This is a genomic window from Paenibacillus sp. B1-35 (genome assembly GCF_050474385.1).
GTDB classification, from domain to species: domain Bacteria; phylum Bacillota; class Bacilli; order Paenibacillales; family Paenibacillaceae; genus Paenibacillus_B; species Paenibacillus_B alvei.
The window spans coordinates 1-25,655 of the sequence record NZ_JBCHVJ010000014.1 but is presented as its reverse complement, the minus strand read 5'-3'; the positions used below and the strand labels follow the sequence as shown (position 1 = coordinate 25,655).

At 56.1% G+C, this 25,655-nt stretch carries 5 protein-coding genes; all 5 read left to right on the top strand.

The window, feature by feature from the left end; translation table 11 throughout:
• Positions 1 to 1,720 (top strand): condensation domain-containing protein (locus ACQ5BJ_RS26070; RefSeq protein WP_430113426.1); only part of this gene is annotated, 1,720 nt, incomplete at its 5' end.
• Positions 1,721 to 2,134: 414 nt separating this feature from the next.
• Positions 2,135 to 5,443, top strand: a complete 3,309-nt coding sequence (locus ACQ5BJ_RS26065; RefSeq protein ID WP_430110984.1) for a non-ribosomal peptide synthetase — start codon at positions 2,135 to 2,137, stop codon at positions 5,441 to 5,443.
• Entirely contained in the window at positions 5,433 to 7,259 is a 1,827-nt protein-coding gene (locus ACQ5BJ_RS26060) for an ABC transporter ATP-binding protein (protein WP_268623061.1), read from the top strand. Before ACQ5BJ_RS26065 ends, ACQ5BJ_RS26060 begins: the two co-directional genes overlap by 11 nt.
• Complete coding sequence (locus ACQ5BJ_RS26055; RefSeq protein WP_430110980.1) at positions 7,256 to 9,019, top strand: ABC transporter ATP-binding protein; 1,764 nt, start codon at positions 7,256 to 7,258, stop codon at positions 9,017 to 9,019. Before ACQ5BJ_RS26060 ends, ACQ5BJ_RS26055 begins: the two co-directional genes overlap by 4 nt.
• A gap of 213 nt (positions 9,020 to 9,232) precedes the next feature.
• Positions 9,233 to 25,655: amino acid adenylation domain-containing protein (locus tag ACQ5BJ_RS26050; RefSeq protein ID WP_430113427.1), on the top strand; the 16,423-nt coding region annotated here is incomplete at its 3' end.

The following is a 25,655-nucleotide window of genomic DNA, read 5'->3' as shown; positions in this document are numbered from 1 at the left end:
CCCGTCGTACTTCGTGGAGCTGGAGCGCCTGCCTCTGACGCCGAACGGAAAGATTGACCGGAAGGCGCTGCCAGCGCCGGAAGGAGAAGCGGGAAGCGGAACGGAGTACGTCGCACCGCGCAATGAGCTGGAAACGAAGCTGGCGGCGATTTGGCAGGAGGTGCTGGGGCTTGCGAAGGAGATTGGCGTTCATGACAACTTCTTCGACATCGGCGGCCACTCCCTGCGGGCGACAACGCTGGCGGGCAAGGTATTTAAGGAATTAAACGTCAATCTGCCGCTGCGCGACGTATTCCGTCACTCGACGATTGCGGCAATGGCCAAGGCGATCGCCCGGATGGAACGGCAGGAGCACGAGGCCATTCCTCAAGCGGAGGAGAGAGAGTACTACCCTCTGTCCTCCGCGCAGAAACGGCTGTTCATTCAGCACACGCTGGATGGAGCGGATCAGCTTTACAACATGCCGGAACTGGTGCAGGTGGAAGGCGAGCTTGATTTAGACCGGTTGGAAGTCGCCTTGCGGAAATTGATAACACGGCATGAATCGCTGCGCACCGGTTTTGAAATCGTGAAGGGCAAAGCGGTTCAGCGGATTTACCCGCAGGTCGATTTTGCTGTCGAGCATCATCAAGCGGATAAAGAGGATGCGGCTCAAATCGAGCAGATCGTCCGCAGCTTCGTTCGTCCATTTGATCTCGGCAAGCCGCCGCTGCTGCGTGCCGGGGTCATCGAGCTGGAGCCGAACCTGTATATTCTCATTTTCGACATGCACCATATGGTGTCCGACGGCGTATCAATGGCGATTGTGATCGATGAGTTCTCGAGTTTCTACGCCGGGGAAGAGCCGCCGTCACTGCGCATTCAATACAAGGATTATGTCGTTTGGCAGCAGTCGAAGGCCCACCTAGAACGGATCGAGCGGCAGGAAGCGTACTGGCTGCAAACCTTCAAAGGCGAGCTGCCGACGGCGAACCTGCCGATGGACTACAAACGGTCTGCGGCTCGCAGCTATGAAGGTGCACATCTGGAGTTTGACGTCGAAGCTTCTCTCTCTATGCGGCTGCACGAATTGGCGGCCGAGCGTGAAAGCACGCTGTTCATGGTGCTGCTTGCGGCTTATACCGTGCTGCTGTCCAAATACAGCGGGCAGGAGGACTTGGTCGTGGGCACCCCGGTGGCGGGAAGAACGAACGCCGATTTGGAACCGGTCATCGGAATGTTTGTCAATACACTGGCGATCCGAAATCGTCCGTCGGGCGACAAAACGTTTTTGTCCTACCTGGAAGAAGTGAAGGAAACGGCTTTGGGTGCTTTCGAGAACCAGGATTATCCATTCGAGGAGCTCGTGGAACGTTTGAATGTGAAGCGGGAGCCGGGCCGCTTCCCGCTGTTCGATGCCGTTTTCGACTTGCAAAATATCGAAGAACGAGACGTCGAGCTGGAAGGGATCAGCCTAAAGACTTACGAGCTTGACCATTTGGAAGAAGCGAAGTTCGATCTGACGCTGTTTATGTATGAAAACAACGGGGCGCTGAGCGGGGGCTTCTTCTACGCCACCAAGCTGTTCAAAGAAGCGACGATCCGTACCTTGACCGAGGATTACCTGCGGGTACTGTCACAAATTGTGGATAATCCGCAACTCGAGCTAAGCCGGATTGAATATCAAAAACCGTCGGCAGGCGCAAAAAGTGCCGTCGATACGATCGAATTTGCCTTCTAATCCTATAAATGCGTGTTCAAAAAGGTCGGTTTTCAGCACCGAAGCTTATGCTACCGATGTGCGTTTTTTCAAAACGCCTCAGTTGGATGAAGCTAGGGCCTGAGGAGCAGAGCGTACGTTTTGGATACATGAGCACCTGAGATGTTTCCGCAGGAAACATACTTCGTAAGCATCTGCTTAGGCCCGGCTGAATTCAAGATTCGATGCCGAGTCCACTTCATGATTTACTTCGTGATCAAAAGTGGACCTTTTTGAACAACCTCTATAAGCGCGCCTCCGCCGTCAAGCGAAAGCGGCGCGCATCCCAAGGAAGACGGCGAACAACGTCCAAGCCCGTAAACGCGCAGGCCGAAAGCAAGATTTTTCGGGCCTGCGCCGGGGCAAGGGGTTACTTCATTTTTAGGGGAGGTACGGATGAAATCTTTATTTGAAAAGGAAGAACGGTACTGGAGCGGCAAGTTTGACGCTGATGACAGCCTGAGCTTCCTTCCCTACAGTCAATCCTCCAAATTATCCGCCGACGGGGAAGCTGCGGCCGAACCGGGCTTGCTTCACCGTACTCTGCCGAGCGAACTCTCGGAGAGAATCATTCGCCTCGCCAACGGTTCGGATTTGGCTTTGTACATGATTGTTTTGGCAGGAGTAAAAAGCCTGCTTTTCAAATATACCGGGCAGAACCAAGTGCTGGTCGGCATGCCTTCTTATAGCGCAGACCCCGACGGGACTCCGCCGCCGCATGACATCTTGGTGATCAAGACGTCCGTAAGCCATCAGACTACGCTGAAAACGCTGCTCGGGGGCATCAAAGCTTCCATCGGCGAGGCGCTGGAGCATCAGCATCTGCCTTTTCCAAAAATGGTGGAGCCGCTCCATCTGGACTATACGGTGGACGGCCTCCCGGTCGTCAACACCGTCGCATCTTTCGCCCCGATTCATCCGGTACCGCTGGGTAACCGGGTGGCGGCCGATACGGTTTTTCGCTTCGATCGCCAAAACCACTCCATCGAGCTGGAAATAAGCTTTGACGGGCAGCGGTACGAGCGGGCATTTGTGGAACAGGCGGCCGACCATCTTGTTCGGCTACTGTCCTTGCTTTTATTTCAGCCGGATCTGGAGCTTGGACAAGCCGATGTGCTGTCCCCAGACGAGAGGGAGAAGCTGCTGAAGCGATTTAATGACACCGAAACCGGGTTCGAGCGGGGGAAAACGATTCATGGCTTGTTCGAAGAGCAGGCGGAGCTTTACCCGGACAACGTGGCCGCCGTCATGAATGAGCGGCAGTTGACCTACCGTGAGCTGAACGAGCGATCCAACCGCCTTGCGCGGAAGCTGCGGGAGACGGGAGTAGAAGCGGATCAACTGGTAGCGATTCTGGCTGAACGCTCGCTCGATATGGTCATCGGCATTCTGGCGATTCTTAAAGCGGGCGGAGCCTACGTGCCTGTTGATCCCGACTACCCGGAGGAGCGCATCCGCTTCATGATTGAGGATTCGGGCGCGCCGTTATTGCTGATTCAAAAGCATCTGCACGAGAAGACCGACTTCGCAGGAACGCGCCTCGAATTGGATGATTTCGTTTGGGGCGACAGAGGTACGGACTCCGAAGGTGCGCTGGACGCTTCGAACCTGGAGCCGATTTCCGGGCCGAGCAACCTGGCTTATGTCATCTACACGTCGGGAACGACCGGCAGACCGAAAGGAACGCTGATCGAGCATAAGAACGTCGTGCGCCTTTTGTTCAACGACAAGAACCTGTTCAACTTCGGGCCGTCCGACACGTGGACGCTGTTCCACTCGTTCTGCTTCGATTTCTCCGTCTGGGAAATGTACGGAGCGCTGTTGTACGGAGGCAAGCTGGTCATCGTACCGCCGCTCACGGCGAAAAATCCGGCCGAGTTCCTAGCACTGCTGGGCCGCGAACAGGTCACGATTTTGAACCAGACGCCAACGTACTTCTACCAGCTGCTGCGTAAGGTCTTGGCGGACCATCCGTACGATCTGCGGATTCGTAACGTCATCTTCGGGGGCGAAGCGCTGAGTCCGCTGCTTCTCAAGGGCTTCAAGACGAAGTACCCGGAGACGAAGCTGATCAATATGTACGGCATTACCGAGACGACGGTTCACGTGACGTATAAGGAAATAACGTGGGTCGAGATTGAGGCGGTGAAGAGCAATATCGGCAAGCCGATCCCGACGCTGAAGGTGTACGTCCTGGATGAAAACCGCCGCCCAGTGCCGATCGGTGTAGCAGGCGAAATGTACGTGGCCGGGGAAGGCCTTGCGAGAGGATACCTGAACCGTCCGGATCTGACGGCGGAGAAGTTCGTCGATTCCCCGTTTGCGGAGGGGGAGAAATTGTACCGCTCGGGCGACTTGGCGGCTTGGCTTCCGGACGGCAACATCGAATATCTGGGCCGGATCGACCACCAAGTGAAAATCCGCGGGTACCGGATCGAACTGGACGAAATCGAGACGCAGTTGCTGAAGATCGCCGCTGTGCAAGAAGCCAAGGTGCTCGACCGCGACGACGCGAACGGCCAAAAGCAGCTTGTCGCTTACTACGTCGCGGAAACGAGGCTGGCGGCGCATGAACTCAAGGAGGAGCTCGCCAAGCAGCTTCCAGGGTATATGATTCCTTCGCACCTCGTGCAGCTTTCGCGGATGCCGCTGACCCCCAACGGGAAAATCGACCGTAAAACGCTGCCCGCGCCGGAGGAATCCGCGGTCAGAGGAGCGGAATATGTTGCGCCGAGAACGCTGCTCGAAATGAAGATCGCCCGCGTCTGGCAGGATACGCTTGGCGTTCCACAGGTCGGCGTAAAGGATAACTTTTTTGAGTTGGGCGGCAATTCGTTAAGTCTGATGAGGCTCGTTCAAGCCGTTTACGATGAAACGGGCATTGAGATACCGCTGAACCGCCAATTCCATCATGTAACCGTTGAAGCCATGGCTTTCGGAGAGGGGGATCTGGGCCTGGATAAAGGGGGAGACTCCTTCATTAAGCTAAATAAAGCAGGAGATCTGAACGTGTTCTGCTTCCCTCCGGGCAGCGGCTTCGGCATCGGTTACCGGGAGCTCGCAAGCAGGCTCGACGGCCGATTCGTGCTTTACGGCATTGATTTTATCGACGATGCCGCTGATTACGAGACCATGCTGAACCGTTATGTGGACGAGATCGTCCGCATCCAGCCCGAAGGACCTTACGTGCTGCTCGGCTACTGCTTCGGGGGCAACCTGACGTTCGAGGTAGCCAAAACGATGGAGAAAAGAGGGTATTCCGTAACGGACGTACTCATGGTGGACTCGTGGATTAAGGACATGCTGACGCCATCCGAAACGTCAGAGAAAGAGCTTGAAGAAATGCTTGCCGATTTCGACGAAGAAGAGAAGGAATTAATGAGCAACCCGCTTGTGCGGGAGCGGGTTCATCAGAAGGTCAAAGCGACTTTGGCGTACGAAGCGCAGCTTATTAACTCCGGCACGATCCCGGCCCGGATTTATGAACTGATTGCGAAGGACAGCGAAGCGTTCCGCTTGGAGCACCAATTGCCATCCTGGCGGGGGGCAACGACGCAAGCTTACGCCGATTACCGGCTGGAGGGCGCGCACGAGGAATTGCTGGAACTCGCGCGCGTGGACGAAACGGCCGTTGTCATCCGAGATATCTTAGAGCAAGTCAAGCGGCAGATCGAAGCGGAGGCCGGGGTACTGCATGGAAGCTGACCGACAGCCGTCTGTTCAAGAACAAGGCACAGCGGCGCCTTCCAAGCGCCAAACCGCTTACGCCACCTGGAAAGCGTTCCGCTGGCTGATGTCCTATGTAAGCCGTCACAAAGGCTGGATGATCGTCGGTACCTTGTCCGCAATTGCCGCCGCCGTTATTGAGATATGGACGGGAAGTTTGATCGAGCAGCTGACCACCCAGGCCGAGAAGGGGGCAGGGCCACTCGTTCTGCAAATCGTATACACGGTCTTTGTGGTCATCTTGATCGGTGTACCGGCGAAGTTTTTCATGAGCTTCGGTGTGGAGCGAAGCAGCGCCTCTGCGGTGCAGGATATCCGCAACCACGTCATGCGTCATATCGGCAAACTCCCGGTCTCCTATTTGGAAAAGCAGCACTCGGGCGACGTGTTGTCGCGGATCAACAACGACCTGCAGCTTATCCAGCAGTTTATGATTCGGGACCTTGCCCAGTGGTTTTATCATCCGCTATTGTTCATCGGCTGTTTTGCTTATTTGATCTACCTCCAATGGGAGCTGATGCTGTCCAGCCTGCTGTTATTTCCCGTGGCGCTGCTGGTTTCCCAATGGATTGGCAAGCAGTTGGAGCGGTTGACGGAGGAAGCCCAGGCAAACATGGGCCGAATGAACGTTAACCTCCAGGATACGCTTGGGGGTATGCCTATTGTGAAAAGCTACCTGCTATCCGGCATGTTATCTCGCTCCTACCAAGTGATGCTGCAATTGACGGCTCAAAAAAAGCTGGCTGTGAAAAAGCGGGAAGCCTGGGTCAACCCCCTGCTTTCCACGCTGATGATCAGCCCGATCATTTTTGCCGTCAGTTACGGAAGCTATTTGATCTACAACGGGCAGCTAGGCGCGGGAGCGCTGATCGCCTTCCTGTACTTGCTGAATCTGTGTCTGGAGCCTCTGGAGCATATACCCGAGCTCATCACGCGGACGTTCGAAATGGCCGGTGCCCTGAGAAGGGTCTCCGAAATCGTCGAGCAGCCGACCGAAACGGAAAATGGCCGTTCGCTGCCGAAAGCGAGCACCGCCCCCATCGAGTTTCAGAACGTAACCTTCGGGTATGAGGAGAGCTCCCCGATCCTTCGGAATGTTAGCTTCTCGGTGCCGGAAGGGAAGACGATCGCGCTTGTCGGAGCGAGCGGCGGAGGGAAGAGCACGGTGATTAAGCTTGTATGCGGATTTTATCCGCTTCCGGAGGATCAGGGTGAGATCCGCGTGTTCGGCAGCCGGATCGACGGCGCCGATCCGGAGCAGCTTCGGTCGCATTTTTCCGTGGTAACCCAGGATTCATATTTGTTTAGCGGCACGATCGCCGAAAATATCGGCTACGGGCGGGAAGAAGCGTCGATGGACGAGATTATCGAAGCCGCCAAAGCCGCTCAGGCGCATTCCTTCATTATGCAGCTTGAGGGCGGATACCAGACGTATGTCGGAGAGCGCGGAGGCTTTTTGTCCGGCGGGCAGCGCCAGCGCATTGCAATGGCCCGGGCTTTTCTGAAGGATGCTCCCGTTCTGCTGCTGGACGAGCCAACGTCGGCTCTTGATCCGGAGTCGGAAAGCGCGGTTCAGGAAGCGCTGGGCGTATTGATGAAGAATAGAACGACCATGGTTATTGCCCACCGGCTTTCTACAGTACAAAACGCCGACGAAATTTGGGTCATGGAACAAGGAAATATTGTGGAAAAGGGCACTCATGAACAATTGCTGGAGAGGAAGGGACTATACGCCCAGTCGTACTACCAGGAATTTACCGAGTCTGCCGAATGCAGGGAGGTGGCGTACACATGAAAAAGGGCGGATGGCTCTCGCAAGTGAAAGAACTCGGATACTTGCTGACCTTTATGAACCGCAAGCGCAAAACCCAGTACGCCATTGGCCTGGCCGTGACGGCGCTCTCCCAGACATTGTTCCTGATCGCCTTCAGTTTGGTCGTACATAACTTGGTTGATTTCGCCGTGTCCCGAGATACGTCCCTAATGGTGGAAGCCTTTATTATTTTGGGCGCGGTGCTGTTCCTGGAAAATGTGATTTCTCCCTGGTTCATTTACTTATACCAGCGCAGTGTCGAACTGACTGTGCTGAATATACGCAAACGTCTTTATGACAAGCTGTGCCGGGTGCGGCTGAGATTCCTGGAGCAGACGCACCATGGGGACTTGCTGTCGCGGGTGAACAACGACGTAACGACCGTTGAGTTTACATTCTCGCAGGTTTACTTCGTTTTGCTGCTTCAAGTTGTGTTTTGCATCGGCTCCATTGTCTCCATGGTGTTGATCGATTGGCGGTTTGCCGGCGTATCCTTCGTCATTCTGCTGCTGTCCTCCGTGGTCAGCCTGAAATTTGCGCGGGATATTCGCGCCTTGTCCGAACAAGGCTTGCAAACGCTCGGTAAAATGACCGAGAAATTCAAAGATTTTATGGGCGGTATTCAAATTGTGAAGCTGTTCCGCATCCGCACGATTTACGGCCAGTTCGAGGCGTTGAACGAACAAATGACGCAGACGCTTCGGCAAACCGCGCAGAAGAACGGCATGCAGGCTGCGGTGAACCATTTTATCAGCTACGTCACGTTCTGCGGCATCATCGTCATCGGCAGTCTTCTTTATGCCTACGGACTGATGGGAATGGGAAGCGTCGCCGCCCTTGCGGTTCTGCAAGTGAATCTGACGCACGCCTTGTTGAACTTAGGCGTGGTTCTGTCGATGACCCAAAATTCGCTCGCGGGCGCTCACCGGATTCAGGAGGTACTAAGAGAGGAAGAGGAACCGGAGCGTTTGGGATCTCCTCACAGCGAGCTTGTGTCGGAGGCTGCGGTGGAGTTTCGCGATGTGGAGTTTTCCTATCAGGAGGATAAAAAGGTGCTTGTCGACATGTCCATGCAGGTGTTTCCCGGCCAGGTCGCTGCTATCGTGGGGGCCAGCGGCAGCGGCAAAAGTACGCTGATCAAGCTGCTGCTCGGCTTTTATCCTGTGGACAGCGGAGAAATCCTGCTCCAAGGGAAACCGTTCGGCCATTACACGCTTGATGAAATCCGCAGGAAGATTGCATACGTTCCGCAGGAGCCGTTCTTGTTTACCGGCACGATTGAGGAAAATATCCGCTACGGCAACCCGGATGCAACGGATGAAGAAGTGATCGAAGCAGCCAAAGCGGCGTACGCTCACCGTTTCATTCAGGAACTTCCTGAACAGTATAAAACGCCAGTGGGAGAGCGAGGAGCGTCGTTGTCGGGCGGACAAAGGCAGCGAATTGCGATTGCCCGGGCGATTCTCAAAAACGCCCCGATTCTGCTGCTGGACGAAGCGACTTCCGCGCTGGATAACGAATCCCAGCATTGGGTACAGCAGGCCCTGAATGTATTGATGAAGGGGCGCACCACCATTCTGATCGCGCACCGTCTCAGCACCGTGGAACATGCGGATTTGATTACCGTCATGGACCAAGGGACGGTCGTCGAGCGGGGCTGCCATCAGGATCTGCTGGCGCTCGGGGGGTATTACGCCCGGCTGTACGGCGGGCGGATTCCTAGGTACAAATCCTATTTATAAGTGCGTGTTCAAAAAGTCAGATTTTCAGCACCGAAAAGGTTGTGAGAACCCGAAGAAGGAGTAGCGGAGTGTAGGCAAAACTACATGAGCAACGGACTTCGAGGGTGAACGCAAGATTCGATGTCGAATAAACTTCCTGTGACACTTCGTGATCAAAACATGACTTTTTTGAACAACCTCTTTAAAGAATCTCTAAAACGGGAGTGTGTCGATGTGAGAGAGAATACCAACGAGCAATACGGATTAACGCAAGCCCAGCGTCGAATATGGTTCATGGAAATTATGAATCCGGGAACGTCCATCACGATGCTTTCCGCGACCTACCAGATTACGGGCCAGATCGACACACAGCTTCTGGAGCAAGCTGCGGCGGAGATCGTCAAAACCTATGACGCTTTCCGAATCCGCATTAGCGGAGATTTGCAAAATCCAACGCAGTGGTTCGAAGAGCCGGAGAATGTCCAAGCTAGGATAAGCCGCCTCGAAATAGGCACAACCGAACAATTCTATGCTTGGGTGAAAGAAGTAAGCGAAAAACCGGCCAGCGTGTTCGACGAACACCTCCACCAATTTACGATTATCCATTTTGCGAACGGCCATGTATGGCTCAATTTGACGGTAAATCATATTATCGCCGACGGCTTGTCCGTCAATGCTTTGCTGCATGCGGTGATGGAAAAATACCTGGAACTGCGCAAAGGCATCTCCAGCAGTTATCAGGCCCCATCCTATCTGGATTATATTTCCGCGGAGTGTGAATATGAGCAATCGGAGCGTTATCAAAAAGGCAAGGAATACTGGCTGACGAAGTACAACACTTTGCCAGAAACGACCGGCATTAAATCGTATCCGCCATTCGCGATCGGCAGTGAATCCAATAAACGGGCCATCACTTTGGACGGTTCCCGGTATGAACGCATTCTGGCCTTCAGCGAACAATATCAGGTCAGCATATATACGTTATTTCTGTCCGCCATGTACACCTTATTGTACAAGCTGACCGATAGCACCGATATTCCGGTCGGCACGGTTTTCGCCAATCGCACCAGCAAGAAGGAAAAAGAAACGATCGGCATGTTCGTCAGTACCGTGGCCACGCGGATTCGTCTGAATCCAGACGGGCACGTGCTCTCCTTGATCCAAACGGTTTCCAAGGAAAATACGGCGGATTTGCGGTATCAGAAATACCCTTATAACCAATTGATCCAGGATTTACGCGAACAACACGGCCGCAACGATCTTTCGGGGCTGTTCCGTACGTCTCTGGAATATCTGCCTTTGAAAATCGTGGAGTACGAAGAAATCAAAGTACGCTTGGAGACTCACTTCGCTAGGCATGAGATGGACGATTTGCTGCTGCGCTTCGACCATATGCTGAATGAAGGTCATGTCATTCTCCATGCTTCCTATCGTACCGGCCTGTTCGAGACGGCCGAGATTGATCGGATTATGGAACAGTATATAACCGTTCTGGACCAGTTTCTTCAGACTCCCGAACTGCCGGTACGCGAGATTTCTCTGCTGAGCGATGAGGAGAGACACCGCATTCTGGGCGTTTTTAACCCGCCGATGACAGAGCTGAACGAGGGAGAAGCATTTCATCGGTATGTTGAAAAGTTTGCCCGGGAAATTCCGGATCATCCGGCAGTCGTCTACATGGACAAGCAGCTGACCTACGGCGAATTGAACGAACGCGCCGAGCGGCTGGCTTCTCTCCTTCGCGAACAGGGCGTGGGAAGGGAGACGATTACGGGGATCTGGGCGGAGCGTTCGGTGGACCTGCTGGTCGGGGTGCTCGCCGTTTGGAAAGCCGGCGGAGCCTATGTACCGCTGGATCCCGATTATCCGGCGGAGCGGATTGAATACATGCTCAGCGATAGCGGTGCATCGGTACTGCTTACGCAGCGTCATCTGTTGGAGCGGGCCGGAGGTTGGTTGGCCGATGACCGGCTGAAACTTCAAGCTGTCTATGCCATGGACGATGAACAGATTTATAACAGGGATGCCTTAGCCGTGGAATTTGAATCTGCCGATAGTGCCCCGCAAGACTTGGCTTATGTGATTTACACCTCGGGTACGACGGGACGCCCGAAAGGCGTCATGATCGAGCACGGTAGTCTCGTGAATACGGCGGATGCGTACCGTCGCGAGTACCGGTTGGATCAGTTCCCGGTGCGGCTGCTGCAGTTGGCCAGCTTTTCGTTTGACGTGTTTGTCGGAGACATCGCGCGGACGCTGTATAACGGAGGTACGATGGTGATTGTGCCGAAGGATGACCGGATTGACCCGAACCGCTTATACGGCTGGATTCGGGAGCAAAACATTACGGTATTCGAATCGACGCCTGCGCTCATCCTGCCATTCATGCAGCATATTTATGAAGAAGGGCTGGACGTTAGCTCCATGCAGTTGCTGATTACCAGCTCGGATGCTTGCAGTGTCAACGATTACCGATTGCTGCAGGAAAGATTCGGCGGACAATTCCGCATCATCAATAGCTATGGCGTTACCGAAGCGGCCATTGACAGCAGCTTTTACAGTGAGCCGCTGGATAAGCTGCCGCCGTCGGGTCATGTGCCGATCGGCAAAGCTTGGCTGAACGCCCGGTTTTACATTGTCGATGCCGCGTTAAATCCGGTTCCTGTAGGGGTTCCGGGCGAGCTTGTCATCGGCGGCGCCGGGGTGGCGCGCGGGTACTGGAACCGTCCGGACCTAACCGCCGAGAAATTTGCGGACAGCCCGTTTGTGCCGGGCGAACGTCTGTACCGGACAGGCGATTTGGCCCGCTGGCTGGAAGACGGCAACGTCGACTTCATCGGCCGGATCGACTATCAGGTGAAAATTCGCGGGTTCCGGATTGAACTCGGTGAAATTGAAACGGCCCTGCTGCGTTTCCCGGGCGTCAAGCAGGCTGTGGTGACCGACCGTACGGATGAGCAAGGGCAAAAGTATTTGTGCGGCTACGTGGCGGCGGATGCTTCCTTGCAGCTGAGCGATCTGCTGTCCCAATTGAAGCAAGAGCTGCCGACCCATATGGTCCCGGCCCGGCTGGTGTCTCTTGATAAGCTTCCACTTACTCCGAACGGCAAAATTGATCGTAAAGCGCTGCCTGAACCGACCGGAGAGGTAGAAGCAGGCCGTGAGTATGTGGCTCCTCGTACAACGCTGGAAACAAGACTTGCTCTCATTTGGCAGCAGGTGCTGGGTATTGCGCGAGTTGGAGTCGAAGACGATTTCTTTGACCTGGGTGGTCATTCCTTGCGAGCCTCCACGCTGGTTTCCAAGATTCGGAAAGAGCTGCAAGTCGAGGTTCCGCTGCGGGACGTTTTCCGCTACACCACGATCAAACAGCTGGCCCAAAGAATCGGCGGTTTAAAGCAGCAGGAGACGTATGAAATTACAAAGGCGGCTGAGGCCGAGTACTATCCGGTTTCATCCGAGCAAAAGCGTCTGTACGTACTGCGCCAGCTTGACGGGGCAGAGCGCAGCTACAATATGTCGGCGGCGCTTCTTCTCGAAGGCAAGCTGGATCGCACGCGCGTAGAGCACGCATTCCGGGCGCTGATTCAGCGCCATGAGACGCTGCGTACCGGGATTGAGCAGGTTCAAGGCGAGCTTGTGCAGCGCATCTATGACGAGGTGGAGTTTTCTGTTGATTATTTCCAGGCGAGCGAGCGGGAAGTGGATCAAGTGGTGGAAGCTTACTATCGCCCGTTTGATCTGACCAAGCCGCCACTTTTCCGCATCGGTCTGATCGAAGTCGCCGAGGATCGCCACATTCTGCTGTTCGATATGCACCATATCGTCTCGGACGGCATATCGACAGCGCTGCTCTTCGACGAGTTCAGCCGCCTGTATCGGGGCGAGGAGCTGGCCCCGCTGCGCATTCAATACAAAGATTATGCCGTTTGGCAGCATTCCGAAGCTTACGGGCAGATGCTCCAGCCGCAGAAGGAGTACTGGTTGGAACAGCTGTCAGGCGAGCTGCCGGTCTTGGAGCTGCCGACGGACTTCCCGCGGCCAGCGGTGCAAAGCTTTGATGGCCGGACCGTGAAGTTTTATATCGGGAAAGAGCGGACGGAGAAGCTGAAGGAGCTGGCGTCACGGACGGGGACGACCCTGTACATGGTGCTGCTGTCGGCTTACTCCATCCTTATGCATAAATATTCGGGTCAGGAAGATCTGATCGTCGGAACGCCGATTGCCGGAAGAACGCAGGAAGAAGTGCAGCCGATCGTAGGAATGTTTATCAATACGCTGGCTATTCGCAGTCGTCCGGAGCGTTCCAAGCCGTACCTTTCGTACCTGGAAGAAATCAAGGACATCACGCTCGGGGCTTTCGAACACCAAAATTATTTGTTCGAAGACTTGGTGGAAAGTCTTCACATTCCGCGCGCGACTGGTCGGAACCCGCTCTTTGATACATTCTTCTCCCTGCAAAATACGGAGAATGAGCAAATTGTCATCGAGGGGCTGGAGCAATCGTTTTATCCGCTGGAAAACCGAACATCCAAGTTCGAGCTGCTCCTGGACATTTCGGAGCTGGATGGTCAGCTCGAATGCCGGTTGGAGTACGCAACGTCTTTGTATAAACAGGAGACCGCGGAGCGGTTCGCCAGACACTATGATAAGCTGCTCGAAACCATCGCAGCAGCGCCGGACGGGGATATTGCCTCGCTGGAAATGCTCACGGAGGAGGAAATCCGCGAACTGGTGCGCGGTTTCAACGATTCGGAGGCGGACTACCCGCGGCAGCAGACGATTCACGGCTTGTTCGAAGAGCAGGCGGAGCTTTACCCGGACAACGTGGCCGCCGTCATGAACGAGCGGCAGCTGACCTACCGCGAGCTGAACGAGCGATCCAACCGCCTTGCGCTGAAGCTGCGGGAGACGGGAGTAGAAGCGGACCAACTGGTAGCGATTCTGGCCGAACGCTCGCTCGATATGGTCGTCGGCATTCTGGCGATTCTCAAAGCGGGCGGAGCCTACGTGCCTGTCGATCCCGACTACCCGGAGGAGCGTATCTGCTTCATGATTGAGGATTCGGGCGCGCCGTTATTGCTGATTCAAAAGCATCTGCACGAGAAGACCGACTTCGCAGGAACGCGTCTCGAATTGGACGATTTCGTTTGGGGCGACAGAGGGGCGGACTCCGAAGGTGCGCTGGACGCTTCGAACCTGGAGCCGATTTCCGGGCCGGACAACCTGGCTTATGTCATCTACACGTCGGGAACGACCGGCAGACCGAAAGGAACGCTGATCGAGCATAAGAACGTCGTGCGCCTCCTGTTCAACGACAAGAACCTGTTCGACTTCGGGCCATCCGACACGTGGACGCTGTTCCACTCGTTCTGCTTCGATTTCTCCGTCTGGGAAATGTACGGAGCGCTGCTGTACGGAGGCAAGCTGGTCATCGTACCGCCGCTCACGGCGAAAAATCCGGCCGAGTTCCTGGCGCTGCTGGGCCGCGAAGAGGTCACGATTTTGAATCAGACGCCAACGTACTTCTACCAGCTGCTGCGTGAGGTCTTGGCGGACCATCCGTACGATCTGCGGATTCGCAACGTCATCTTCGGGGGCGAAGCGCTGAGTCCGCTGCTGCTCAAGGGCTTCAATACGAAGTACCCGGAGACGAAGCTGATCAATATGTACGGCATTACCGAGACGACAGTTCACGTGACGTATAAGGAAATTACGTGGGTCGAGATTGAGGCGGCGAAGAGCAATATCGGCAAGCCGATCCCGACGCTGAGGGTGTATGTCTTGGATGAAAACCGCCGCCCTGTGCCGATCGGCGTAGCGGGCGAAATGTATGTGTCCGGGGAAGGCCTTGCGAGAGGATACCTGAACCGTCCGGATCTGACGGCGGAGAAGTTTGTCGATTCCCCGTTTGCGGAGGGGGACAAACTGTACCGCTCGGGCGACTTGGCGGCTTGGCTGCCGGACGGCAACATTGAATACCTGGGCCGGATCGACCACCAGGTCAAAATCCGCGGGTACCGGATCGAGATGGACGAAATCGAGACGCAGCTTCTGAACGTCGAGGGCGTGGAAGAAGCGGTGGTGCTCGCCCGTCAGGATGGCGGAGGCGAGAAGGCGCTTGTCGCCTACTTTGTGGCGGATCGGACGCTGACGGTCAGCGAAATGAGAACCTCGCTGGCCCAGGGAATGCCGGGGTACATGATCCCGTCGTACTTCGTGCAGCTGGAGCGAATGCCGCTGACGTCCAACGGCAAAGTGGATCGCAAAGCGCTGCCGGAGCCGCAAGGCGGCTTGCAAACGGGCGTCGAATATGTAGCGCCGCGTAACCGGACGGAGTCCCAGCTTGTGAAGATCTGGGAGGAAGTGCTGGGTTACTTCGGCATTGGAGTCCTGGACAATTTCTTCGAGCTTGGAGGCCACTCCTTGCGAGCAACGAACCTTGTCAGCAAGATTCGGAAGGATATGAACGTCGAACTTCCGCTGCGCGATGTGTTCCGCTATATGACGGTAGAGTCGATGGCCGGGGCTATTGCCAGCTTGGAGGAAACGCGGCACAGCTCGATTCCGAAAGCGGAAGAGAGAGCGTACTATCCCGTTTCCTCCGCGCAAAAAAGGTTGTACGTCCTGCACCAGTTGGATGGCTCGGAGCTGAATTACAACCTCCCAAGCGCATTGCAATTGGAAGGGGCTTTGAACGAGGCCAAAGTGGAAAAGGCGCTCACTGCTTTGGTAGCCCGGCACGATATGCTGCGCACCGGTTTTGAAATCGTGAATGGGGAGCCAGTACAGCGTATTCATCCGCTCGCAGCTTTCAAGGTCGAGAAGCTTCAAGCAAGTGAAGATCAGGTTAGGGCCATTCTTGAAGGCTTCATTCAGCCTTTTGACTTGACCCAGCCGCCTTTGCTGCGCGCCCTGCTGATCGAACTGGAGAAAGAGAAATTCCTGCTTGCGCTGGATATTCATCATATTGGTTCCGACGGCCTTTCCATGGACGTGCTGCTGCGCGAATTCGTGCGGCTTTACAATGGCGAAGAATTGCCGGAGCTGCGGATTCAATACAAGGATTACGCCGTTTGGCAGCAATCCGAGGAACAGCGCCAGCGTATCAAACAGCAGGAGGAATACTGGCGCGGGGTATTCAGCTCCGAGCTTCCGGTTCTTGAGTTGCCTCTCGACTTCTCCCGCCCGGCCGTCCAGCAGTTTGACGGTCGAACGCTCACGTTTACGCTGGATGCAGAGAAAAGCGAAGCTCTCAAACGGCTTGCCGGCGATTCGGGAGCGACGCTTTACATGCTTTTGCTGGCTGCGTACTCCGTATTGCTTCATAAATACGCGGGACAGGAAGATATCGTGGTCGGCACTCCGATTGCCGCCCGTTCTCACGCCGACCTGCAGCCGATTATCGGTATGTTCGTCAATACACTGGCCCTTCGCTTGGGTCCGGCGGCGGAGCGGACGTTCTTGGATTACTTGCAGGAAGTGAAGGAAACGACGCTTGGAGCCTACGAGCACCAAGACTATCCGTTTGAGGAGCTGGTGGAAGCTCTTCAGGTGAGCCGGGATTTAAGCCGGAATCCGCTGTTTGACACTATGTTTTCTTTGCAAAAGCACGAAAGCTTGGATTTAACCCTGGAAGGCTTGCAATGGTCGCTGTTTGACATCGAGGAAAAGACGGCAAAGTTTGATCTTAGCTTAGATATCGTGGAAGTCGATAACGTGCTGGTTTGCAAGATCGAGTATGCTACCTCGTTGTTTAGACAGGAAACGATGGTACGGCTGGCGGGTCATTACGAGCAGCTTTTGGCGTCGATCCTGGCTCAGCCGGGTGCGCGGATTTCGGATTTGGACATATTGACGGACAGCGAAAAGCATGATTTGCTGGTCGGGTTTGACGTGTCGTCTGCGGCTCTTGCGAAGCAATCCGCCGCAGAGGGTACAGGTTTGGAAGCGGATGAATCGTGGAGAGAGAGGACGTTCCACGAGCTGTTCGAGGAGCAGGCGGAGCGCACTCCTGGAGCGCTGGCGGTTGTCTACGAAGACAGCAAGCTGACGTATGCGGAGCTTAACGCCAAAGCGAATCGTCTGGCGTATGCACTGCGGGCGCGCGGAGTGAAGCCGGAGCAGGTGGTCGGCATTCTGGCCGGCCGTTCGGCGGAGCTGTTGATCGGGGTGCTCGCCGTATGGAAAGCGGGCGGCGCTTATGTGCCGCTTGATCCGGATTATCCGGCGGAGCGGATCGAGTATATGCTCACGGACAGCGGGGCGTCGGTTCTGCTCACGCAGACCCGCCTGCTGGAGCAGGCGGAAGTTTGGCGCAGCGACGGAGCTCTAGCGCTGCAAACGGTGCTTGCACTTGATGACGCTGCGACGTACAGCCTCGGAGCGGCGGAAGTGGCTGCAGGCGTACAAGCTTTGGGCGAAGCAGGCGCAGAGGCGGAGGCTTTGGCGCAAGCGGAAACGGCTTCTGCCGAAACGTCCGCCACGGCAGAAGCCGAGCAGAACGTACTGGCAGCGGATCTTGCATCGAATCCGGCGAATGTGAACAAGCCGCGCGATTTGGCTTACGTCATCTACACCTCCGGTACGACTGGTCGTCCGAAGGGCGTGGCGGTGGAACACCGCAGCCTGGTGAACACGGCGGCGGGCTACCGGCGGGACTACCGCCTGGATCAGTTCCCGATCCGGCTGCTGCAACTCGCCAGCTTCTCGTTCGACGTGTTCGTCGGCGACATTGCGCGGACGCTGTACAACGGCGGCACTATGGTCATCGTGCCGAAGGACGACCGGATTGATCCAACCCGCCTCTACGGCTGGATTCGCGACTACGCCGTGACGGTGTTCGAATCGACTCCGGCGCTGATCGTGCCGTTCATGGAGCATGTGTATGCCGAGGGTCTGGATCTCAGCTCGATGCAGTTGCTGCTCACAAGCTCGGATGCGTGCAGCGTAGCGGATTACCGCACCTTGCAGGAGCGCTTCGGCTCGCAGTTCCGTATTATTAACAGCTACGGCGTAACGGAAGCGGCGATTGACTCCAGCTTCTATGACGAGCCGCTGGAGAAGCTGCCTAAGACGGGCAGCGTGCCGATCGGGAAAGCATGGCTGAACGCCAAGTTCTACATCGTGGATGCGAGTCTGAAGCCGGTGCCGATCGGGGTGTTGGGCGAGCTGGTTATCGGCGGAGCGGGTGTGGCCCGCGGTTACTTGAACCGCCCGGATTTGACGGCGGAGAAATTCGTAGACAGCCCGTTCGCCGCTGGGGAGCGGCTGTACCGGACGGGCGACCTCGCGCGCTGGATGCCGGACGGCAACGTGGACTTCATCGGCCGGATCGACAACCAGGTAAAAATTCGCGGCTATCGGATCGAGCTTGGTGAAATTGAAGCGATCATGCAAAATTTTTCCGGCGTGCGTCAAGCGCTTGTTATTGCTCGGACGGACGAACGGGGGCAGAAATATTTGTGCGGGTATGTTGTAGCGGGTTCCAGCTTCGATCTGGAAGGGCTTGTGGCCCATCTGGACGCTGCACTGCCTTCCCATATGGTGCCTTCGCGTATCATGCACCTGGATCAAATGCCGCTTACGCCGAACGGGAAGATCGACCGCAAAGCGCTGCCTGTGCCGGAAGGAAGCATTCGTGCCGAGGCTGCATACACGGCGCCTCGTACTCCTGCTGAGCAAGCACTTGCGTTGGTCTGGCAGTCAGTGCTGGGCGTGGATCAGGTCGGCACGATGGACAATTTCTTTGCGCTCGGCGGCGATTCGATCAAGGCCTTGCAGGTATCGTCCCGTCTTTTGCAAACGGGGTACAAGCTGGTCATGAAAGATTTGTTCCATTATCCGACGATTTCCGCCCTTAGTTTGCAGTTGCAAACGGCGGAGAGAACGGCAAGCCAGGCCGAAGTGACGGGAGAGGTCATCTTGACCCCGATTCAGCGCTGGTTCTTTGAACAAAATCCGGCCGACGTGCATCACAGCAACCAGGCATTCATGCAGTTCTCCAAGCAAGGCTTCGACGAAGAAGCTTTACGCCAAGCGGTGCGTCAACTTATCGTACATCACGATGCTCTCCGTACGGTTTACCGCCAAACCGAGAGCGGCTATACCGCCTGGAACCGCGGCACCGGGGAGAACGAAGCGCTGTTCGATCTGGAAGTTGTAGATTTCAGGGGATTCTGCGACGTGAAAGGCGCGGTAGAGGCTAAGGCGAATGACATTCAAGCGAGCATCGATCTGGTAAACGGCCCGCTGGTGAAGCTCGGCTTGTTCCGCTGCGACGACGGCGACCACCTGCTCATCACGATCCATCACTTGGTCGTAGACGGCGTATCCTGGCGGATTCTGCTTGAGGATTTTGCTGCCGGCTATGAGCAGGCGCTGCAAGGGCAGCCGATCCGTCTGCCGCTCAAAACGGATTCATTCCAAACGTGGGCGAAACAGCTCGCTGATTATGCGAACGGTTATGCGAACGATCCGGCGCTGGAAAGCGAGAGAGAGTATTGGCAGCATATCGAGCAATTGAGCTATGAGCCGCTTCCAAAAGATTTTGAACAAGGCAGATCCAAGCTGAAGGACAGCGGGCTCGTGACCGTTCGCTGGACAGCGGAGGAAACCGAACATCTGCTGAAGCACGCACACCGTGCTTACCGTACGGAAATGAACGATTTGCTGCTTGCCGCGCTTGGCCTCGCGGTACAAGCTTGGAGCGGCCGGGGACGCGTGCTGGTGAATCTCGAAGGCCACGGCCGGGAAGATATTTTGCCGGATGTGGATATTACACGCACGGTAGGCTGGTTTACAAGCCAATTCCCTGTCGTTCTGGAGCCAGGTCACGCCCAGTCGCTCGGTCATCAGGTGAAACAGGTGAAAGAAAGCTTGCGCCGCATTCCGAACAAAGGAATCAGCTATGGCATCCTGCGCTATTTGTCGGCGCCGCGTGACGGCGAGTGCTTCGCTTTGGAGCCGGAGATCAGCTTTAACTATTTGGGTCAGTTCGACCAGGATTACGAAAGCAGCGGCTCGCAGCCGTCTCCGTTCAGCCCGGGCTCCGATTCAAGCCCGAACGCAGTGATGGATTTTGTCCTCGATATCAACGGTATGGTGTCGGAAGGAGTGCTGGAACTCACAATCCGTTATGGGGAAACCCAGTATAAACGGGAAACGGTAGAGCGCCTGGGCACCCTGCTTCAATCGAGCTTGCGTGAAGTCATCAACCATTGCGTATCGAAAGAGCGGCCGGAGCTTACGCCTAGCGACGTACTGCTTCAAGATGTGACGGTGGAGGAACTGGAGCGGTTGGCTGAACATACGGCGGCGCTCGGCGAACTGGAGAATGTATACACCCTGACTCCGCTGCAAAAAGGGATGTTGTTCCACAGCCTGCTGGATGCCGATTCGGAAGCTTACTTCGAACAGGTGACCTTCGATCTGAACGGAAGCCTGAATGTCGAAGCCTTCACCCAAGGATTGGATACGCTGGTGCAGCGGAATGAGGCACTGCGGACCAACTTTATTACCGGCTGGAGGGACGAGCCGATTCAAGTGGTATTCCGCGAGCGGAAGTGTGAAGTGTACTTCGAAGATATTCGCTCGGCAAGCGATGAAGACCCGGAGAAGACGATAGCCGATTTCGTCAGCGCGGATAAAGCGAACAAGTTCGATTTGGCTCAAGGCTCTCTTATGCGCGTGACCGTTTTGCGCACGGGCGACGAGTCCTACCATGTGATCTGGAGTCACCATCACATTTTGATGGACGGCTGGTGCATGTCCTTCATGATCAAGGAAGTGTTCGACACCTACTTCGCGTTCCAAGAGAAGCGGACGCTGGAGCTTCCTCCGGTTACCTCGTACTCCCGGTATATCGAATGGCTGGAAGCTCAGGATGCCGCGAAAGCTTCGCGTTACTGGTCCGAGTATTTGGCGGGTTACGATCAGCAGACCAAGCTGCCCCAGGAGAAAACGCAGCTGAAGCAGGGCGCTTTTGAAGCGGCCGAAATCGATGTGGAACTTAGCAAGGAACTGACCGGGCAAATCGAGCGGGTGGCGCGCCAGCAGCAGGTGACGCTCAATACGTTCATGCAGACCGTATGGGGACTGGTTCTGCAGGTATACAACAACAGCGAGGATGTTGTATTCGGCTCCGTCGTATCCGGGCGTCCGGCGGAAATTCCGGGCATCGAAAGCATGATCGGCCTGTTTATTAATACGATCCCGGTCCGTATTCAAGGCAAAGCCGAGGAGACGGTAGCCGATATCTTGAGAAAAACCCAGGATCAAGCGCTGGCATCGGGAGCTTACGAAACGTTCCCGCTGTTCGAAATTCAGTCGCTGAGCGAGCAAAAGCGCGACTTGATCAACCATATCATGGTCTTTGAAAATTACCCGATGGAAGAACAGATTGAGCAGGTTGTCGGCGGTGACAAAGAAGCGCTGAAAATCGCTAATATCCAGTCGCCGGAGCAAACGAACTACGACCTGGACATTACCGTCATTCCGGAAGAGCATATTTTGCTGCGGTTTACGTACAATGCGCTGACGTACAGAGAGGAAGACATCAGGCTGATCCACGGTCATTTTGCCCAGGCACTGGAGAAGGTTGCGGCTAACCCGAATATCCGCGTGAATCAGTTGGAGCTTTTGACGGCGGCGGAAAAAGACCAAATTCTCGGTGCGTTTAACCCGGCCCAGCCGGAAGCAGCTCCTGTGGCGGCGTTCCACCGGCTGTTCGAGGAACAGGCGGAGCGCACGCCGGAAGCGGAGGCCGTCGTGTACGAGAACGACCGGCTGACGTATGCGGAGCTGAACGAGCGGGCGAACCGCTTAGCGGCCACGCTGTGCGCAATCGGCATCGGCCGGGAGACGATCGTCGGCATTCTCGCCGAGCGTTCGGTGGACTTGCTGGTGGCCGTGCTGGCCGTCTGGAAAGCGGGAGGGGCGTATGTGCCGCTCGACCCGGATTATCCGGCGGACCGCGTGCGCTTCATGCTTGAAGACAGTGGAGCGAAGGTACTGTTGACGCAAATGCCGCTGCGAGAACGCGCCGAAGCCTGGCTCGGCGAAGAGGAGCTGGCGCTGGCGGCGGTGCTGTACCTCGACGACGAAGCGTCGTACAGCGAGGAGCGGGGGAATGCGGCGATTGGTTTCGGCATGGTCTCCGGCAAGCTGACGGATGCTGTGGATGATGGCGATGAGAGCCATCCGAATATTGGCATGGGCAGCTTCCATGAAGCCCGTCCGGAGGATCTGGCGTATGTGATCTATACGTCGGGAACGACGGGCAAGCCGAAAGGCGTGATGATCGAGCACCGCAGCCTGGTGAACACGGCAGCGGGCTACCGGCGGGAATACCGGTTGGATCAGTTCCCGGTACGGCTGCTGCAGCTCGCAAGCTTCTCATTCGACGTGTTCGTGGGCGATATCGCGCGGACGCTGTATAACGGAGGCACGATGGTGATTGTGCCGAAGGATGACCGGATCGATCCGTCTCGTCTGCACTACTGGATCAGCCAGCAGCAAGTGACAATCTTCGAATCGACGCCGGCGCTGATCGTGCCGTTCATGGAGTACGTGCACGATCAGCGGCTGGATATGAGCGGGATGGAGCTGTTGATCACGAGCTCGGACAGCTGCAGCGTGGCGGATTACCGGACCTTGCAGGAACGCTTCGGCTCGTTGTTCCGGATCATCAACGCCTACGGCGTGACGGAAGCGGCGATCGACTCCAGCTTCTACGACGAGGAGTTGACGAAGCTGCCGCAGACAGGGCATGTGCCGATCGGTAAAGCGTGGCTGAATGCGAAATTCTACATCGTGGACGCGCATCTGAACCCGGTGCCGGTCGGGGTGCTGGGCGAGCTGGTCATTGGCGGAGTCGGCGTAGCACGCGGGTACTTGAACCGTCCGGAGCTGACGGAAGAGAAGTTCGTAGACAGTCCGTTCGCCGCGGGCGAGCGGCTGTACCGCACGGGAGACTTGGCGCGGTGGATGGAGGACGGCAATGTGGACTTCATCGGCCGGATCGACAACCAGGCGAAAATCCGGGGCTACCGGATTGAGACGGGCGAAGTCGAAGCGAAGATGCTGAGTGTAGGTGGCGTGAAGGAAGCGGTCGTTGTCGTCAGGGAAGATCAAGAAGGTCAGAAAGCTTTGTGCGCTTATTATACAGCGGAAGAAGGCTTGACAGCGGCTGACCTGAAGCGTGCGATTTCCAGCGAGCTGCCGGGGTACATGATCCCGTCGTACTTCGTGGAGCTGGAGCGTCTGCCTTTGACGACGAACGGAAAGATCGACCGGAAGGCGCTGCCGGCGCCGGAAGGGGGAGCAGGCGGAGGCCGCGAATATGTGGCGCCGCGCACCGAACTGGAGGCGAAGCTGGCCGCCATTTGGCAGGAGGTGCTTGTTCGGGAGAAGGCGGTAGGCGTAACGGACAACTTCTTTGACCTCGGCGGACACTCCCTGCGGGCGACGACGCTTGTCAGCAAAATGCATAAGGAGCTAGGCATTGAATTCCCGCTTCGCGACGTATTCCGCTACTCGACGGTTGAGGAAATGGCCGCGGCTATGGAGCGGCTGGAGATCGGCTCGTTCACAGCTATTCCGGCTGCGGAACCTAGCGAGTATTATCCGCTATCTTCCGCTCAGAAACGTCTCTATATCTTGAACCAGTTGGAAGGAGGCGAGCTGAGCTACAACATACCGGGAGCTATGCTGCTCGAAGGGGAGCTCGACCGGCAGCGGTTTGCAGAAGCGTTCTGCGGGCTCGTAGCTCGTCATGAAACGCTGCGTACCGGCTTTGAGATGGTAAAAGGCGAAGCGGTTCAGCGGATTTACGAAGAAGCCGCCTTCCAGGTGGAATATGTGCAGATCAGCGGGGAGCAGGCGGAAGAAACGGTGCGCCAATTCGTTCGTCCGTTTGATCTGGCGAAGCCGCCGCTTCTGCGTGTAGGCCTTGCCGAACTGGCGCCGGACCGGCACATTCTGATGTTCGATACGCATCATATCGTATCTGACGGCGTTTCGATGGATGTACTAATCGAAGAGTTTATTCGCTTGTACAGCGGGGAGCCGTTGGAGCCGCTCCGCATTCAGTACAAAGATTATGCGGTATGGCAGCAATCGGACGAGCAGAAAGCTCAGCTTGCCAAGCAGGAAGCCTACTGGCTCGACATGTTCCGCGGAGAACTGCCGGTTTTGGAATTGCCGACGGACTACCCGCGCCCGGCTATGCAGAGCTACGAGGGCTGCACACTGCAATTGTTTATGAATAAGGAGAAAAGCGAGGGTCTGAAACGGCTTGCAGCCGAGAACGGCGCAACGCTTTACATGGTTCTGCTTGCTGGGTATACAATTTTATTGCATAAATATACAAGACAAGAAGACGTGGTGGTCGGTACGCCGATTGCGGGAAGAAATCACAGCGACGTTCAGCCGCTGATCGGAATGTTCGTCAATACTCTGGCCATCCGCAGTTATCCGGCTGCCGGTAAGACGTTCCTTGACTACTTGAAGGAAATCAAGGAGACGACGCTGGGCGCTTTTGAACATCAGAATTATCCGTTTGAGGAACTGGTGGGTAAGGTGAACGTAGCTCGTGATTTAAGCCGCAATCCGCTGTTCGATACGATGTTTGCTTTGCAGAATACAGAGAATTTGGAAATCCAGCTTCCCGGACTCCATTTGTCGACGTATGCCAGCGAAGAAATTGTTTCTAAATTCGATCTCAGCTTGGACGTCACGGAGATCGAGGAAGGCTTGGAGTATCTGTTTGAATACGCCACTGCTCTTTATAAAACCGAAACGGTGGAGAAATTGGCCGCTCATTACTTGCAACTGCTTGAATCCATTCTCCGCAACCCGTCGGCGACTATTGCCGAGCTGGGCATTTTGACACCGGTGGAAAAAGAGCAAATTCTTGGCGCGTTCAACCCGGCGCAGCCGGAAGCGGCTCCTGCGGCCGCGTTCCACCGGCTGTTCGAGGAACAGGCGGAGCACACGCCGGAAGCGGAGGCCGTCGTGTACGAGAACGACCGGCTGACGTATGCGGAGCTGAACGAGCGGGCGAACCGCTTGGCGGCCACGCTGCGCGCAAGCGGCATCGGCCGGGAGACGATCGTCGGCATTCTCGCCGAGCGTTCGGTGGACTTGCTGGTGGCCGTGCTGGCCGTCTGGAAAGCGGGCGGGGCGTATGTGCCGCTCGACCCGGATTATCCGGCGGACCGCCTGCGGTTCATGCTTGAAGACAGCGGAGCGAAGGTACTGTTGACGCAAATGCCGCTGCGAGAGCGCGCCGAAGCCTGGCTTGGCGGAGAGGAGCGGGCGCTGGCGGCGGTGCTGTACCTCGACGACGAAGCGTCGTACAGCGAGGAGCGGGCGAATGCGGCAATTGGCTCCGGCAAGCTGACGGATGCTGTAGATGACGGAGATGAGAGCCATCCGAATGTTGACATGGGCAGCTTCCATGAAGCCCGTCCGGAGGATCTGGCGTATGTGATCTATACGTCGGGAACGACGGGCAAGCCGAAAGGCGTGATGATCGAGCACCGCAGCCTGGTGAACACGGCGGCGGGCTACCGGCGGGAATACCGGTTGGATCAGTTCCCGGTGCGCCTGCTGCAGCTCGCAAGCTTTTCGTTTGACGTGTTCGTGGGAGATATCG

Excerpts from the sequence above, each read along its gene's own strand:
- ACQ5BJ_RS26065 (WP_430110984.1), top strand. The coding sequence starts at position 2,135 with ATGAAATCTTTATTTGAAAAGGAAGAACGGTACTGGAGCGGCAAGTTT.
- ACQ5BJ_RS26060 (WP_268623061.1), top strand. The coding sequence starts at position 5,433 with ATGGAAGCTGACCGACAGCCGTCTGTTCAAGAACAAGGCACAGCGGCG.
- ACQ5BJ_RS26055 (WP_430110980.1), top strand. The coding sequence starts at position 7,256 with ATGAAAAAGGGCGGATGGCTCTCGCAAGTGAAAGAACTCGGATACTTG.